We start from the raw sequence: 14,293 nt of genomic DNA on the forward strand, positions 1-14,293 counted from the left end.
GGAACCTGACCAATGACGAGAAGCCGGACCGGTTCGCCCTGGGCCACGGTCACCGCCGAAACGCCGTCTACGACCGGCCCGCCTGCCGACAGAAGGCCTCCCAGCCACGCCGGGCCGCCGAGCGGATCCGCGAAGCCGTAACAGCTCCGGCCGGTGTGACGGCTCCCGTACCCCTCTCCGGGGCCTGGCCGGCGCAGACGCCCAGGTCAAGATGGTGGCGACCACGACGAGCCATCGTATGACGTCACTCGTCGTCGGTGGCGTCCTTGTCACACAGCGGGCGCATCCCGCCGGGCAGCTCGGGCAGCTTGAACGAGTACCGGCCGAGCATGTTGACGTGCTGCCGCACGAACGGGGAAAGGCGGGCGACGTCCTCGTCACGCACGTCGAACCCGTCCGTGCGCAGCTGGTTCACAGCAGCGTCCATGTACCGGATGTTGAAGAGGACGACGGCGTTCAGGACCAGGCCCAGCGCGCCGATCTGGTCCTCCATGCCGTCCTGGTAGCGCTGGCAGAGCTGCCCGGAACGGCCGTGGAAGATCTTCCGGGCGAGGGAGTGGCGGCCCTCCTGGAGGTTGGCCTGCGCCTTGATCTGGCGGCGGTAGCCGGGCTCGTCGGCCAGGCGCAGGATGTGCAGGCTCTTGGCGATCCGCCCGTAATGCGCGATCGCGTCTCCCAGCGGGGTCGGCCGCCCGTCCCGCGACAGCTCCGCCAGCCGCCGCGGCGGTATCCCGGACACGTCCAGCTCACCCATACCGAACGCGTCGATTTCCGCCACCCGAACAAGCGCCCACTTCATCTGCGGCCCGGAGATCCGCACCGGACCGCGCCGCAGCCGGTCCAGCTCCGACACCCGCGCGCCGGGCGGCACGGTCAGCAGGAAGTCGAGCACCGCCCGCTGCCCTGTGCTCAGCAGCCCGTAGAGGCTGTCCCACAGTCGCTGGTTCGCCGCCTCCCGCACCGAGGCCACCAGCCGGGCGGGCGTCGTCCCGCCGGGCAGCAGCACCCGCCGCTCACGCAACCACCCCACCGCCGCGTCGAACAACGCCTTTGGGCCCTCCCCGGTCGTCCACGCCCGCGCGTCCACCCACACCCTCAACTCGGCTTCCGCCTCGGCGAACTCCGTGTACTCCAGGAGCTTCCGCAGTTCACGAACGTGGGCCAGCCGGGTGTTCTCCCGTTCCCCGTACGCCTTCAGTGCCGACGCGTCCGCTATGTCGAGCTGCTCGGCGAGGTAGTCGACGACCTCCGGCGGAACGTCGGTCGGGTCGTCCAGGAACACCCCGAGGTAGCGCGCGGTCGTGAGCCGGGCCGCGAAGCTTATCTTCAGCCTCAGAGTCAGACGCGACTCCGACCTTGGCCTTTGCGTGATGCCCGGTGTCTGGGACGAACCGGATCAGCAGGGGCCGACAGTCGTCCTCGACCGATGGCCGGCGCTGTGCTTTCACCCGAAGAGATGACGGCCGTGGCCCGCTACTGTCCGATGGTTGCGGAGGAAGGGGCCGACGGTCCTGGCGGGCCGACCTGTCTGAGTGAGGGTGGAACCGACCGCCCCCCCTCGCCGTTATGTGTGATGCAGCACACAACGCGCGGGAGAGGGAATCGAATGGGTGAACTACTTCGAGTCGCGGCGGCAGTTGGGTCCAGTATCGCGGCTTTTGCTGCTTTGGTCGTGACTCTTCTCGTCTGGCGCAAATCGCGCCTGACCGCCCGGCTCGAGATCGTTCGCAGTCTTCACGCGGAACTCATCAGCGACTCGGCGGCCAAAGACAGGCACACCTTGGGATCGCTGCACTGGCAGAACCGTGAGATCAATCCTGATGGAGCGGAGCGCGGCGAGGTCATGTCTGCGTACTTCGCGATGCTGTGGCGCTTTGAACGGCTTCACGCCGGTCGGAAGGTGCTCCTTGAGGAAGGGAATGGCAGTCGGGACGTCGCCCTCAAGATGCTGGACGAGCAGGTGTACACACATGTAGCCGAGTACGTGTGCACTTTTCCCGTGATCAAGGACAAACTGGTCGAGTCGAACGGGGACGATCCGGTATTTGACGGCGCCTACCTCAAGACCTTCGATCAGCTCCGCAGGTCCCTAGTGGACAGCTTCGATGATCCGGAAAAGAAGGCACGTCTCGGGGCACACACCAATAACACCGAGAAGTGCAACTGCAAGTGCCACGAGGTGCCGGCGAAGCCGCCCCTCCCGGCGCAGCGCCCCTTCTCCGGGGCGTCGGCGTAGACCTCTTGTCCAAGTCGGACTCTTCTCCGCCGCCAGACCGGTTCAGCAGGGGCCGATGGTCTTCGCCGGCCCGTGACCGGTGGCGCAGGTTCCAGCTGAAGAAGTGACGGCGGCGGCCCGCTGCTGGCCGAGTGCGCGGGCGAGCTGCTCCCTTAGCTCGCGTACCTCGGCCTCCAGCTGGCGGTTGCGGGCTATCGCGGCCTCCAGCCGCCGAAGCAGGGAGGCATCCGATGCACGCTGCTGCGCGGGGACTTGGGGTGCCGAGGTTGCTGGCCTGCGTCGTTCGCGCAGGCGGTTGATCTCGGCCCGCAGGTCGGGCTGGGTGTAGAGCCAGGACCGTGAGACGCGGGCCTCGCGGGCGACGGCGTCGAAGGAGACGGACTGCCCGGCGGCGTCCATGCGCCGCAGGGCGGCGATGGCCCTTTCCCGGGTCGCCGCTGCCCGCTCGCGGGCCGCGGCGATGATGTGCCGGGAGTTGTCAGCCCGCATCGGCGACCTCCTGCGTGCCGTCGGCTTCGAGTTCGGTGATCATTCGGTCGCGGTTGGCCACGACCTGCTCGTTCATCTCGGCCACCCGCTGATGTCCGCAGCCCTTCGCGTTGTCGATGAGCGTCAGCGTCCTCCGATGCTGGGCCTTGAGCTCGGGCAGGAACTCTGGGCCGGTGAGGAAGACCGGGCAGGTCAGGCAGGCGTTGGCGTGCGGGCAGCTCTTCTGAACAGGCAGTCCGCAGTAACCGTCGGGGAGAGTCTGGGTGGCGAGGCCGTAGCGGGTCTTGGCCCACTCGGCCTGGGCCAGTGGCCCCTCGGGGTCGAGGGTGACGCGCTCGCCCCGGATGCTGAGGCATGTGGCCGCCATCGCCGACCCCGAGCACGTCAAGACGATCAGGCTCTTCGCGACCTGGCGCGTCCTCCCTCGGCTGCGGGCCCGCGCCGAGCGGAGCCACATCACACCCAGCGTCCGACGGTTCGCCGCCGAGCAGATCAAGTATGCGACCGCCTTCCTGCAATGGCTCGGTGAGCGGAACAGCACCCTCGCGTCCTGCGGCCGGATCGATGTCGACGCCTGGTATGCCGAGAAGACCGAACACGGCCGCACCTGTCTGCGAGCCTTCCTCAACTGGTCCATGCAGAGTCGCCACTGCCGACGCTCCCTCTCCATTCCCGCGATGAAGGTCTCCCGGCGGGCCGCGCTGAGCGAAGACGAGCGCCTCGATGCCCTTGGCCGACTGCTGACCGACACGGAAATACCGACATGTCTGCGTGTCGCGGGAGTCATCGTGCTCCTCTACGCGCAGCCCGTGAGCCGCATCGTCCGGCTCACCGTCGACGACGTGATCCGCGACGGCGACACGGTGCTGCTACGGCTCGGGGAGCCAGCTTCGCCCGTTCCGGCACCGGTCGCTGCCCTGCTGCTGGAGCACATCGCGAACCGCGACAACATGAACACCGCCACCAACCCCGCATTTCGCTGGCTCTTCCCGGGCCGCCGGGCGGGCCAGCCGTCCCGCCCCGATCACCTGTCTGCGCTCCTGAACGAGGCCGGGATCCCGGCCGCCGCTGCCCGCGGCGCGGCCATCCGGCAGCAACTCCTCGAACTGCCCGCACCCGTCGTCGCCGACGCGCTCGGCTACCACGACAAGACCACCACCCGGCTCCGCAACGAGACCGGCGGAACATGGAGCCGATACGCCCCAGGGGATCACGCAAGGTCACCAGCGGGCTGGGTTCCTCGGGGAGCCGACGACAGTTGAAAAAAGGGGGTGGCCGCACCTCATGCACGATCACACCACGGGCCGTCTGGCACGAGGGCGTCGAGCACGGTCAGCAACTGCGGCGGCTCAACCGGGTCCGGCAGCGAGTCCAGATCCGGCCATGCGATCCAGGCATGCGTGTCCAGGTTGGCCTGCTCGTCAGGGAGCAGGCCGGTACGCGCCAGGGATGGTTGCTCGTCGGCAAACTGAGCCACGAAGAAATGCTCCGTCCCGATGTGCCGCTTGCCGTTCCACTGCACATCACGGTCGACGAGCACCGAGCGGTCAAGGACGGCAGCCGGGTCGAGTCCGGTTTCCTCGGCCAGTTCACGTCGTGCCGTCACCAGCGGCGTCTCACCAGGCTCGATACCGCCACCGGGAGGCTCCCAGAGCCATGTCCCGTCGAAGGGATCTCGCCAGTGCAGTAGAAGCAGGCGGTGGGCAGCGTCCAGGCAGATGACCCGGGCGGCGGGCCGGTGCGTTGTTTCCACCGTCCTGACGCTATGCGGTGCCCGAAATGTCGATCAAGACCTGTGTTGATCGACATTTCAAACACGGCTTATTAGGGCTACAGAGGGTGATCGGCAGGACGGACCCCAGAGGAACTGGCGACAGTTGAATACGCGAGCCCACCAGTATCAACCCCCTATGCTGCCGCCATGGGTCGGGACATCACGCTGTTCATGGCGGACTGGGGGCGGCTGGGCACCGTTCCCGCAGCGGGCCGGGCCGACGCGCTGGACGACGCGATCTGCGCCCTGGACCACGACGACGACTACCGCGGGAACGAACTGTCCGGCGACTGGCTGTGGCCCCCGGACCGGGAGTCCGCATGGTGCGCGGAGTACGTCTTCCGCACCACCACCGGCGCCTGTGCTCCGCACGTCCGCGCGGGCAACGCGTGGAACGACATGCGGCTCCTCGTCGACGCGTCCGTGCGCGGGGCGATGGACTCCTTCCTGACCGGCCTGATCCTGGACGCCGATCCGACCGACGGACCCTCGCCGGACGGCGGGCCCGCTTCGGCCGACGATTCCGCGCCGGGCGGCGGGATCCTCTTCCCGTCGGCCGCCGACCCCGGGGTCTCGTGCGCGCTCCTGGTGTGCCCGCCCGCGGCGGTGTCCGACAAGGCCCGCGCCTGGAAGCGGGTGGAGCCGCGCCTCGACGAGTTGCGCGAGCCGTTCGCCGCCGAGTGCGAGGGCTGGGCGGGCCGCCCGGACACCTTCGAGGGCTTCACCGCGCTTCTGCGTGAATGGGGCGACGTGACCGCGGACGTCGCCCGGCGCGGCTGGGGGCTGGTGGGCCTGCCCTGAGAACCGGCCGCCCCGCATCCGGCCCGGCCCCGTCGCGAGCCACGCCCGCCACGCCCGGCCGGAACCGTTCACCCCAGTACCCCGGAGACGTCAACTCGCGCCGTTTTTCTCCTCCTTCAGGTGATGTGCGGCATACCGGGGGGATTTCGGGGTGAGCTGGGCAGGGTCCAGGCGACCGATCGAAGGGGAAGTCGTGGGACTGTCACGCGAGTACGGACGCGCCATCACCGAGGGGCCGACCCCGGCCGATGCCGCGGGCGCCACCGCCCTGCCCTATCCGAGCGGCTGGTCGGCACTGGCCTTCTCGGACGAACTACGGCCCGGCACCGTGCTCACCCGGCCGCTGGCGGGACAGGACGTGGTGCTGTACCGGCTCGGCACGGGGGCCCTTCGCGCCGTCCGCCCGTACTGTCCGCACCTCGGCGCCCATCTCGGCCTGGCGAAGGTCGACGGGGACGACCTCGTGTGCCCGTTCCACTTCTTCGCGTTCGGCCCCGACGGGGCGTGCGTACGGACGGGGTACGACACGTCACCGCCGAGATCGCCGTTGACGCAGCTGCCGGTGCACGAGGTCAACGGTGCCGTCTTCGTCTGGCGGCACCACGACGGCCGGGAACCCGACTGGTTCATCCCCCGCTGGCACGAGATCGGCCACCGGCCGGCCCGCAGCGCCGCCTGGGAGCTGGCCGGCAACGTGCAGGAGGTGATCGAGAACTCGGTGGACCTCGGGCACTTCGCCACCCTGCACGGCTGGGACAAGGCGGAGATCGGCGGCCCCGTCGCCTATGAGGACGCCACGTTCCACGTGTCCATGCGGGCCCATGAGTCGGCCCCGCTGCTGGGCAGTTTCGTCGTCGACGTGGATGTGGACGGCTACGGGCTCGGCTGTCTGCACGCCGACGTGCACACGCCCCGGCTCGGGCTGCGGATGTGCACGATGGTGATGCCGACCGCCATCGCGCCCAACCGGATGCAGTTCCGCCAGCTCAACCGGATCTCCTTCGCGGAGCCCTCCCGGCTGCCGGCGCCGCTCGCACGGGCGGTGAGCCGGACCGCGGCCCGGCTGCTGGACCGCGCGGTCTTCCGGTCCAGCTGCGAGTTCACCGCCGCCGACTTCCCGATCTGGAACCACAAGCAGTACCAGCAACCGCCCCGGCTGGCGCCCGGCGACGGCCCGATCGGACCGTTCCGGCGGTGGGCCCGCAGGTTCTACCCGCCGCTGGAGACCGACCGGCGGACGCTGCCCGCCCCTCATGGGCGCAACGGGCCCGAGGAGCACGGCGGACCCGACGGACGCGGTGGTTGCGGCGAGCGCCACGATTCCGCGGAGCGCGGCGCGGGGGCGGAGGTGCTCTGAGCGCCGCCGCTATCCGGCCAGCGGCACCGTGTCCGGTTCCGGGGCGCAGCGCACGAGGATCTCGTCCATCGAGAGCCCGAGCGCCCCGGCCAGTGCCGCGACGGTGAAGAAGGCGGGGGTGGGCGCGCGTCCCGTCTCGATCTTGCGCAGCGTCTCGGCGGAGATCCCGGCGCTCGCCGCGATCTCGACCATGCTGCGGCCGCCGCGCGCCTCGCGCAGCAGCACTCCGAGGCGTTCGCCGCGGCGGCGCTCTTCCGGGGTGAGGGGAGTTCGAACCATGCCGTCATTCTAATACCGCTCCGACCGGTATAGTAATTGGCATGGTGCAACTCAAGACGGACACATCCATAGCAGCGATGCGCGAGACCGGGCGGGTCGTGGCGCGTCTGCTCGACGCCGTGCGGAAGGCGGCCGCGGTCGGCGTCTCCCTGCGCGAACTCGACGAGGTGGCCCGCGGCGTCCTGCGCGAGGCCGGGGCCACGTCGCCGTTCCTGAACTACCGGCCGCACTTCGCGCCCACCCCGTTCCCCGCCGTGATCTGCGCGTCGGTCAACGACGCGATCGTGCACGGCATCCCGACCGACCAGCGGCTGCGCGACGGCGACCTGGTGAGCATCGACGCGGGCGCGATGCTCGACGGCTGGGCGGGCGACTCGGCGATCAGCTTCACCGTCGGAAGCGCCCGGCCCGCGGACACCAGGCTCGTGGAGACGGCCTTCGAGGCGCTGGAGGCGGGCATCGCGGCGGCCGTCGTCGGCAACCGGATCGGCGACATCGCGCACGCGATCGGCACGGTCTGCCGCACGGCCGGGTACGGCATCCCGGAAGGGTTCGGCGGCCACGGCATCGGCCGGTCGATGCACGAGGATCCGGGCGTCCCCAACGAGGGGCGTCCCGGTCGCGGCATGCCGTTGCGGCACGGAATGGTGCTGGCGATCGAACCGATGCTGATCGGCAGCGGCAAGGACGCCTTCCACGCGGACCGGGACGGCTGGACGCTGCGCACGTCCGACGGCAGCCGGGCGGCGCACGCCGAGCACACGGTGGCGATCACGAACGACGGACCGCGGATCCTGACCGCCCCGTGACCGGCGCCGCCGCCCTCCGTGCGCGCCCGGCACCGGCCGGCCGCACCGGGGCGGCGACCGGGCCGGGCGGGGTCAGCGCGGGTCGCGCAGGCCCGCGACGAGGAGTCCGACCAGCCGGCGCGCGTCGTAGCGGGGATCGTTCTCCGCGCCGATGCAGAGGTTCCCGACGCCGCGCATGAGCTCGTAGGCGCCCGGGGCGGAGCGGATCTCGCCGGAATCGGCCGCGGCGTCGAGCAGCCGGGCGCAGACGGGCACGAGCCGGTCCAGGAAGTGAGCGTGCAGCGCCTCGAACCCGGCGTCGTCGGACCGCAGCACGGCGGCGAGCCCGTGCTTGGTGACCAGGAAGTCGACGAAGAGGTCGATCCAGCTTCCCAGCGCCGCGTACGGGGACGCACCGCCCTCCAGCAGGGCCGGTCCGGCCTCGGCGCATGCCTCGATCTGGTGCCGGTAGACGGCGATGATGAGGTCCGCCCGGGTCGGGAAGTGGCGGTAGATCGTGCCCACCCCGACGCCCGCCTCGGCCGCGATGTCGCGCACCGGCGCCTCCACGCCCGAGGTCACGAAGATCGCGGCGGCCGCGTCGAGCAGGGACTCCTTGTTGCGCCGGGCGTCGGTCCGCCCGGACCGGGCCGAGGTACCCGGCCTCTCACCTTTGTGGTTCACCACGCCTTTTCCTCCGAACACCGGCCTTGCAAAAACGGAACAGTGTTCCGTATCGTTACCGGAACATGGTTCCGCTTTGGTCATGATGCCAGAGCGGCAGCTCGGCGACCAAGCCGTGCACCGTCATCACACCCCACCCGTCACGGAGGAACGCAGCCATGCAGTACCGCACCTTGGGCCGTACCGGTGTGCAGGTCGGCTCCCTCGCGCTCGGCGCGATGAACTTCGGCAGGATCGGGAGGACCACCCAGGACGAGGTCACCGCCCTCGTCGACGCCGCCGTCGAGGGCGGCATCAACCTCATCGACACCGCCGACATGTACGGCGGCGGCGAGTCGGAGGAGATGGTCGGCAAGGCCATCGCCGGCCGCCGCGACGACATCGTGCTGGCCACGAAGGCGGGCATGCCCATGGGCGGGGGCCCCAACCACCGCGGCGGCTCGCGCCGTTGGCTGGTCACCGCGCTGGACGACAGCCTGCGCCGTCTCGGCGTCGACCACATCGATCTCTATCAGCTGCACCGTTGGGACCCGGCCACCGACGACGAGGAGACGCTCTCGGCCCTGACGGACCTTCAACGTGCCGGAAAGATCCGCTACTTCGGCTCATCCACCTTCCCGGCCCACCGCCTCGTGCAGGCCCAGTGGGCCGCCCGGGAGAACCGCCTGAGCCGTTACGTCACCGAGCAGCCCAGCTACTCGATCCTGCAACGCGGCGCGGAGGCCCACGTCCTGCCCGTGACCGAGCAGTACGGGCTCGGTGTGCTGGCGTGGAGCCCGCTGGCCTCGGGCTGGCTGTCGGGGGCGATCCGCGAGGGGCGGGAGATCACCACCAACCGCTCGACGTTCATGCCGCAGCGCTTCGACCTCACCGTGCCCGCCAACCGGGCCAGACTCGACGCGGTGGAGCGGCTGGCCGGGGTCGCCGAGGAGGCCGGTCTGACCATGATTCGGCTCGCGCTCGGATTCGTGACCGCGCACCCCGCCGTGAGCTGCGCGATCATCGGCCCCCGCACCCCGGATCACCTGCGCTCGCAGCTCGCCGCCGCGGACACGGTGCTCTCCGCCGATGTGCTCGACGCGATCGACGCGATCGTCGCCCCCGGCACCGACCTCGCCGCGCACGAGAAGAACGACACCCCGCCCGCGCTGCTCGACCCGTCGCTGCGACGCCGCTGACCGCCCGGCCGACGGAGGCGCACTCAACATGCTCCTGCCCCGGTGCCCCGTCAAGACCGCGGGGCTGCTTCCCCGCGGTGTTCCTCGCGGGTAAGCAGCCCCTGTCACAGGGATATCGACGTAGCGTCACATCAATTGTCCCCGGCACGTCCGGCGGACGGCGGCGCCGTGGCGGTCACGGACGTCCGGCCGGCCTCACGACCATCGCCGAGCCGCCGCCGCGGCGTTCCTTCTCGGCGGCGGCCAGCCACCGCCCGTCCGGCAGCCGCTGCACCCCGGTCGCCGCCCCGAGCTCCGCGGACAGCTTGAAGGAGTGCCCCAGGGACTCCAGCTCGGCTCGCACCGGGCTGTCCAACAACTCCGGTTCGAGCTCCGTCGTCGCCGAGTTGCGCTGGCTGGCGCGCGGCGCCGCGATGGCGTCGACCAGCGGGAGGCCCCGGTCGACGGTGCCGATGAGCGACTGCAGCACGGTCGTGATGATCGTGGAACCACCGGGCGACCCCAGGGCCAGCACCGGTTCGCCGTGCTTCAGCACGATCGTCGGTGAGATGGACGAGCGCGGACGCTTGCCCGGACCGGGCAGGTTCGGGTCGTGGACCGCGGGGTTGGCGGGCGCGAACGAGAAGTCCGTCAGCTCGTTGTTGAGCAGGAAGCCGCGGCCCGGCACGGTGATGCCGCTGCCGCCGGTCTGCTCGATGGTCAGGGTGTACGCGACGACGTTGCCCCACTTGTCGGCCGTCGTCAGGTGCGTGGTGTTCTCCCCCTCGTACGTCGTCGGGGCGGCCGTGCCACCGGCCGTGCAGTCGGTCGGGTGGCGCGGGTCGGCCGGTGCGAGCGGGCTGGTCAGCACCGCGTCGTCCTTGATCAGGCACTCGCGCGAGTCGGCGAACCGCTGGCTGAGCAGTTCCCGCGTCGGCACGTCCTCGAACGCCGGGTCGCCCACCCAGCGCCCCCGGTCGGCGAAGGCGATCCGGCTCGCCTCGATGTAGCGGTGCAGGTATTCCGCCTCGCTCGCCTTCGAGAGGTCCGTGGACTCCAGGATGTTGAGCGCCTCGCCGACGCTCGTGCCGCCGGACGAGGACGGCGCCATGCCGTACACGTCGAGGCCGCGGTAGTCGACCTTCGTCGGGGCCTGCCGCAGCACCCGGTAGGACTTCAGGTCCTTCGCGGTGAGGTCGCCGGGTCGCACCACACGGGTGGCAGCCGGGTCGACGGGCGGCTTGCGGACGGTGCGCACGATGTCCTCGGCCACCTCGCCCCGGTACAGCTCCTCGACGCCCTTGCGGCCCATCCGCTCGTAGGTGCGCGCCAGGTCCGGGTTTTTGAAGACGGAACCGACCACCGGGAGTTGGCCGCCCGGCAGGAAGAGTTCCCGGGTCGCCGGGAAGTCGGAGAACCTGGCCTGGTTGTTCCTGGTCTGCGCGCGGAACGTCTCGTCGACGACGAAGCCGTCCCGGGCGAGCCGCTCGGCCGGTTCGAGCACCTTCCGCAGCGACCTGCTGCCCCAGGCGTCGAGCGCGGCGTCCCAGGTGGCCGGGGTGCCCGGGGTGCCCACGCCCAGTCCGCTGGTGACGGCGTCCTCGAAGGGGATCGGCTTGCCGTTCTCCAGGAACAGCGAGGAGTCCGCGCTGCGCGGCGCGGTCTCCCGGCCGTCGATCGTCCGGACCGTGTGCTTCCGGGCGTCGTAGTAGACGAAGTAGCCGCCCCCGCCGATGCCCGCCGAGTAGGGCTCGGTCACACCGAGCGCCGCCGCGGTCGCCACGGCGGCGTCCACAGCGTTGCCGCCCTTGCGGAGCACCTCGATGCCCGCGGCCGACGCGTCCGGGTCGACGCTGGACACCGCGCCTCCGTACCCCACCGCTACGGGCGATTTGGGTGGTGGCTCGGAGGTCGGTACGGACGAGGAAGGACCGGCCGCCCCAACCGTGACCACAGCTGCCAGAACAGCCGACAACGACACATTCCGCGCGACGGAACGTCTCATGCGCACCTCCAGTACGTGAACGTCCGCGCAGGGTAACGCCGCTCCGCCCGCCCCGTCAGGACCACCGTGAAACCGGTGCCGAATGCCCGCTAACATGCCCGCCCATGACCGACGACGTACGCAACATCCTGCTGGGCGTGATAGCCGCCGGCATCAGCGCCGCGCTGGGCTGGATCGCCCGGACCTACCTCTGGCGCCGCAAACTCCGCCGCAAACAGACCTTCTTCGGACTCCCGGGCAATTCCGAGTGCCTGCTCGTCGTCAACCGCGACGCGGGCGGCGACGGCTCCGTCCACCGCCACGACGTCTTCGCCCTGCTCGAACTCTCCGCGCTCATCAAGGACTGCTCCGCCCACGCGCAGATCGTGTCCCACGACACCGCGCAGCAGGGCTTCGGCGAACGCACCGAATTCTGCGTCGGCGGGCCGGTCTCGAACCGCCGGATGGCCGCCCACCTCCATTCCCTGCTGCCCGGTGTGAAGGTGAACACCAGCCCCGAGCCCGGCCCCGACCGGGGGGCCTTCCAGATCGGTACGGAGCGCTACCGGGCCGAGAAGGGGGTCGCCGAGCACGTACTGCTGGCCCGGCTGACGGTCGGTCAGGACGCCCGTCCCGTCTTCCTGTTCTGCGGCCAGCAGGCGATCACCAACCAGGCGGCCTCCCGCTATCTGGCCCGCAACCACGAGAAGCTGTTCCGCAAGCACGGCGACAACACCTTCTGTCTGCTGCTGAAGGTCGTCAACTCGCAGGCGTACGGCCCCGACGTGGTGGAACTCGTCGCGGACGTGACCCGCGCCGCACAGGCCCCCGCCCCGGCACCGCGCAACTCCCACCGGGCGACGGGCTGAACGGCGCGGCCCGTGTCACCCGGACCGTCGCAGCCGCCTCCGTCCCGCCGCGAGCGCGGCCTCGACCTCCCGCAGCCGCAGCGGCCGGGCCAGCAGGGCCACCGTGAGCAACAGGGCGCAGGTTCCCGCGCCCAGGGCGGCGAAGTCCCCACAGGACGCGCAGGCGCGGGCCGCCGCGTACCCCAGCAGTCCGGCGGGCACGGCCGCCACCACCAGTCGGGCCTGTGCCTGCGGCGCCCCGGGCCCGGCGCGGTCCGGGATCCTCCGGCGCAGCACGTACGCGGTGATCCCGAAGCCCACGAACAGTGCCACCGAGTAGGCCCCGGCCATCCCGGTCACGGCCCAGCGGATCGGCAGCAGCAGGTGGGCGGCGACCGAGAGACCGGCGTTGAGCGCGGCGATCACCAGGTTGAGGAGGAACGGGGTCCGGGTGTCGCCCATCGCGTAGAACGCGCGGGAGAGCACGTACTGGCCCGAGTAGGCGATCAGTCCGGGCGCGAACGCCATCAGCATGCCCGCCATCACGGTGACGTCCGCGTCGTCCGTGCGCCCGTACCCGTACACGGCGCCCATCACCCATGGTGCCAGCGCGAACAGCAGGGCCGCCGCGGGCACCACGGCCGCCGCCGAGGTGCGCAGGGCGTACGAGGCGTCGCGCCGCACCCCCGCCAGGTCGTGGTCGGCCGCGGCGCGGCTCATCCGGGGCATCAGCGCGGTGACGAGCGAGACGGTCACGATGCCGTGCGGCACCACCCACAGCTGATGGGCGTAGCTGTACGCGGTGTAGCCGACGCCCGCCATCTCCCGGTCCGCGGCGCTCTGCCCGACGGTGGTGGAGAGCCGGGTGACCACCCAGTACGCGATCTGGTTGGTCAGTACGAGCATGACGAGCCATCCGGCCGCGCGCAGCGGCCGGGTGAGGCCGCTGCCCCGCCAGTCGAACCGGGGCCGCCAGCGGAACTCGGCGGCGCGCAGCGCGGGCACCAGGGCGAGGGTCTGGACGGCGATGCCCGCGGTCGTGCCCCAGCCGAGCCATTGGACCTGGGCCGGGGTCAGTGTGCCGCCGGAACCGGTGGCGACGCCCAGGAAGATCCCGAACACCGCGATGATCACCAGGTTGTTGAGGACCGGGGTCCACATCATCGCGCCGAACCGGTCGCGGGCGTTGAGCACTTGGCCGAGCAGGGTGAACAGTCCGTAGAAGAGGATCTGCGGCAGGCAGTAGCGGGCCAGGGCCACGGTCAGTTCCGCCTGGGCGCCGTGGTAGCCGGGGGCGTAGACCTCGACGATCCACGGGGCCCCGACGACCGTGAGGCCGGTGAGGGCGAGCAGGGCGACGGTGCAGACGGTGAGCAGCCGGTCGGTGTACGCGGCTCCGCCGTCGGGGTGGCTGCGCGCGGCGCGCACCAGCTCGGGGACGAAGACGGCGTTGAGCGCGCCGCCGATGAGCAGGGTGTAGAGGATGTTGGGCACGGTGTTGGCGACGTTGTATCCGTCGGCCTGGAGCCCGATGCCGAGCGCGGCGACGACGACCGCCGAGCGTATGAAGCCGGTGGCGCGGGAGACGACGGACCCGGCGGCCATGACGGCGCCGCTGCGCAGCACCGAGCCGGAGCGGCGCTCCTCGGTCCGTTCGGCGGGTGTCTGCGGGACGGTCGTCATCGGCGTCCCCGTACGGCCCGGGACGCCCGGGGCGTGCGGTACGAGGTGTGGTCCATGGCTCCGCCCACCGCGGTCTCCCGTTCCCCGAGCGTCTTGACGGCCCGGTCGCCGGCACCGCTCCGTGCGGCGGAGCGACCGGGCGGGCGTCCGGATCAGGGATGGAGGGTACCCCGCGCGTCCGTGCCCGCCGGTACGGCGGTGGGGCGGCCGTGG

At 71.0% G+C, this 14,293-nt stretch carries 14 protein-coding genes and 2 pseudogenes; 7 read left to right on the forward strand and 9 right to left on the reverse strand.

Translation table 11 applies throughout. From position 1 onward, the window contains the following. Positions 1–244: 244 nt before the first annotated feature. A pseudogene (locus tag ACFYW1_RS00610) lies at positions 245–715 on the reverse strand (Tn3 family transposase); the annotation flags it as partial. A 255-nt stretch (positions 716–970) separates the two neighbouring features. Next, a pseudogene (locus tag ACFYW1_RS00615) lies at positions 971–1,372 on the reverse strand (DUF4158 domain-containing protein); the annotation flags it as partial. A 300-nt stretch (positions 1,373–1,672) separates the two neighbouring features. Between ACFYW1_RS00615 and ACFYW1_RS00620 the strand changes: the two are divergent. Next, positions 1,673–2,236: a hypothetical protein gene (locus tag ACFYW1_RS00620; protein WP_388985213.1), complete on the forward strand. Its 564-nt coding sequence runs from the start codon at positions 1,673–1,675 to the stop codon at positions 2,234–2,236. 42 nt (positions 2,237–2,278) lie between these two features. On the opposite strand, the gene ACFYW1_RS00625 is transcribed toward ACFYW1_RS00620, so the two are convergent. After that, the gene (locus ACFYW1_RS00625) at positions 2,279–2,725 is read right to left on the reverse strand and encodes a DUF6262 family protein (RefSeq protein ID WP_388985215.1); all 447 of its coding nucleotides are present in this window, start codon (positions 2,723–2,725) and stop codon (positions 2,279–2,281) included. Then, entirely contained in the window at positions 2,715–3,092 is a 378-nt protein-coding gene (locus ACFYW1_RS00630) for a hypothetical protein (RefSeq protein WP_388985217.1), read from the reverse strand. The genes ACFYW1_RS00625 and ACFYW1_RS00630 overlap by 11 nt, the downstream gene beginning before the upstream one ends. Between ACFYW1_RS00630 and ACFYW1_RS00635 the strand changes: the two genes are divergently transcribed. Then, positions 3,082–3,987 (forward strand): hypothetical protein, encoded by a 906-nt coding sequence (locus ACFYW1_RS00635; protein WP_388985219.1) that lies wholly within the window; start codon positions 3,082–3,084, stop codon positions 3,985–3,987. The genes ACFYW1_RS00630 and ACFYW1_RS00635 overlap by 11 nt on opposite strands. Positions 3,988–4,007: 20 nt before the next feature. Here the strand turns inward: ACFYW1_RS00635 and ACFYW1_RS00640 are convergent, their stop codons facing one another. After that, complete coding sequence (locus ACFYW1_RS00640; RefSeq protein WP_388985221.1) at positions 4,008–4,478, reverse strand: NUDIX hydrolase; 471 nt, start codon at positions 4,476–4,478, stop codon at positions 4,008–4,010. A 168-nt stretch (positions 4,479–4,646) separates the two neighbouring features. On the opposite strand from ACFYW1_RS00640, the gene ACFYW1_RS00645 reads away from it, so the two are divergent. Then, positions 4,647–5,300: a hypothetical protein gene (locus tag ACFYW1_RS00645; RefSeq protein ID WP_388985223.1), complete on the forward strand. Its 654-nt coding sequence runs from the start codon at positions 4,647–4,649 to the stop codon at positions 5,298–5,300. Between the two features lie 193 nt (positions 5,301–5,493). Next, positions 5,494–6,657 (forward strand): Rieske 2Fe-2S domain-containing protein, encoded by a 1,164-nt coding sequence (locus ACFYW1_RS00650; RefSeq protein WP_388985225.1) that lies wholly within the window; start codon positions 5,494–5,496, stop codon positions 6,655–6,657. A gap of 9 nt (positions 6,658–6,666) precedes the next feature. Here the strand turns inward: ACFYW1_RS00650 and ACFYW1_RS00655 are convergent, their stop codons facing one another. Beyond that, complete coding sequence (locus ACFYW1_RS00655; protein ID WP_388985226.1) at positions 6,667–6,936, reverse strand: helix-turn-helix domain-containing protein; 270 nt, start codon at positions 6,934–6,936, stop codon at positions 6,667–6,669. Between the two features lie 41 nt (positions 6,937–6,977). Between ACFYW1_RS00655 and map the strand changes: the two genes are divergently transcribed. Continuing rightward, positions 6,978–7,745: a type I methionyl aminopeptidase gene (map, locus tag ACFYW1_RS00660; RefSeq protein ID WP_388985228.1), complete on the forward strand. Its 768-nt coding sequence runs from the start codon at positions 6,978–6,980 to the stop codon at positions 7,743–7,745. Between the two features lie 72 nt (positions 7,746–7,817). On the opposite strand, the gene ACFYW1_RS00665 is transcribed toward map, so the two are convergent. Next, on the reverse strand, positions 7,818–8,408 hold the full coding sequence (locus ACFYW1_RS00665) for a TetR/AcrR family transcriptional regulator (protein WP_388985886.1): 591 nt from the start codon (positions 8,406–8,408) through the stop codon (positions 7,818–7,820). Between the two features lie 158 nt (positions 8,409–8,566). Between ACFYW1_RS00665 and ACFYW1_RS00670 the strand changes: the two genes are divergently transcribed. Next, positions 8,567–9,586: an aldo/keto reductase gene (locus ACFYW1_RS00670; RefSeq protein WP_388985230.1), complete on the forward strand. Its 1,020-nt coding sequence runs from the start codon at positions 8,567–8,569 to the stop codon at positions 9,584–9,586. A 175-nt stretch (positions 9,587–9,761) separates the two neighbouring features. On the opposite strand, the gene ggt is transcribed toward ACFYW1_RS00670, so the two are convergent. Further along, entirely contained in the window at positions 9,762–11,570 is a 1,809-nt protein-coding gene (gene ggt / locus ACFYW1_RS00675) for a gamma-glutamyltransferase (RefSeq protein ID WP_388985232.1), read from the reverse strand. 104 nt (positions 11,571–11,674) lie between these two features. Between ggt and ACFYW1_RS00680 the strand changes: the two genes are divergently transcribed. Next, positions 11,675–12,418, forward strand: coding sequence for a hypothetical protein (locus ACFYW1_RS00680; RefSeq protein ID WP_388985234.1), 744 nt, complete (start codon positions 11,675–11,677; stop codon positions 12,416–12,418). A 15-nt stretch (positions 12,419–12,433) separates the two neighbouring features. On the opposite strand, the gene murJ is transcribed toward ACFYW1_RS00680, so the two are convergent. Next, positions 12,434–14,080, reverse strand: coding sequence for a murein biosynthesis integral membrane protein MurJ (gene murJ, locus ACFYW1_RS00685; RefSeq protein ID WP_388985236.1), 1,647 nt, complete (start codon positions 14,078–14,080; stop codon positions 12,434–12,436). Positions 14,081–14,293: the final 213 nt, after the last annotated feature.

The sequence above is a fragment of the Streptomyces sp. NPDC002669 genome, from assembly GCF_042889165.1.
In the GTDB taxonomy this organism is placed as follows: Bacteria; Actinomycetota; Actinomycetes; order Streptomycetales; family Streptomycetaceae; genus Streptomyces.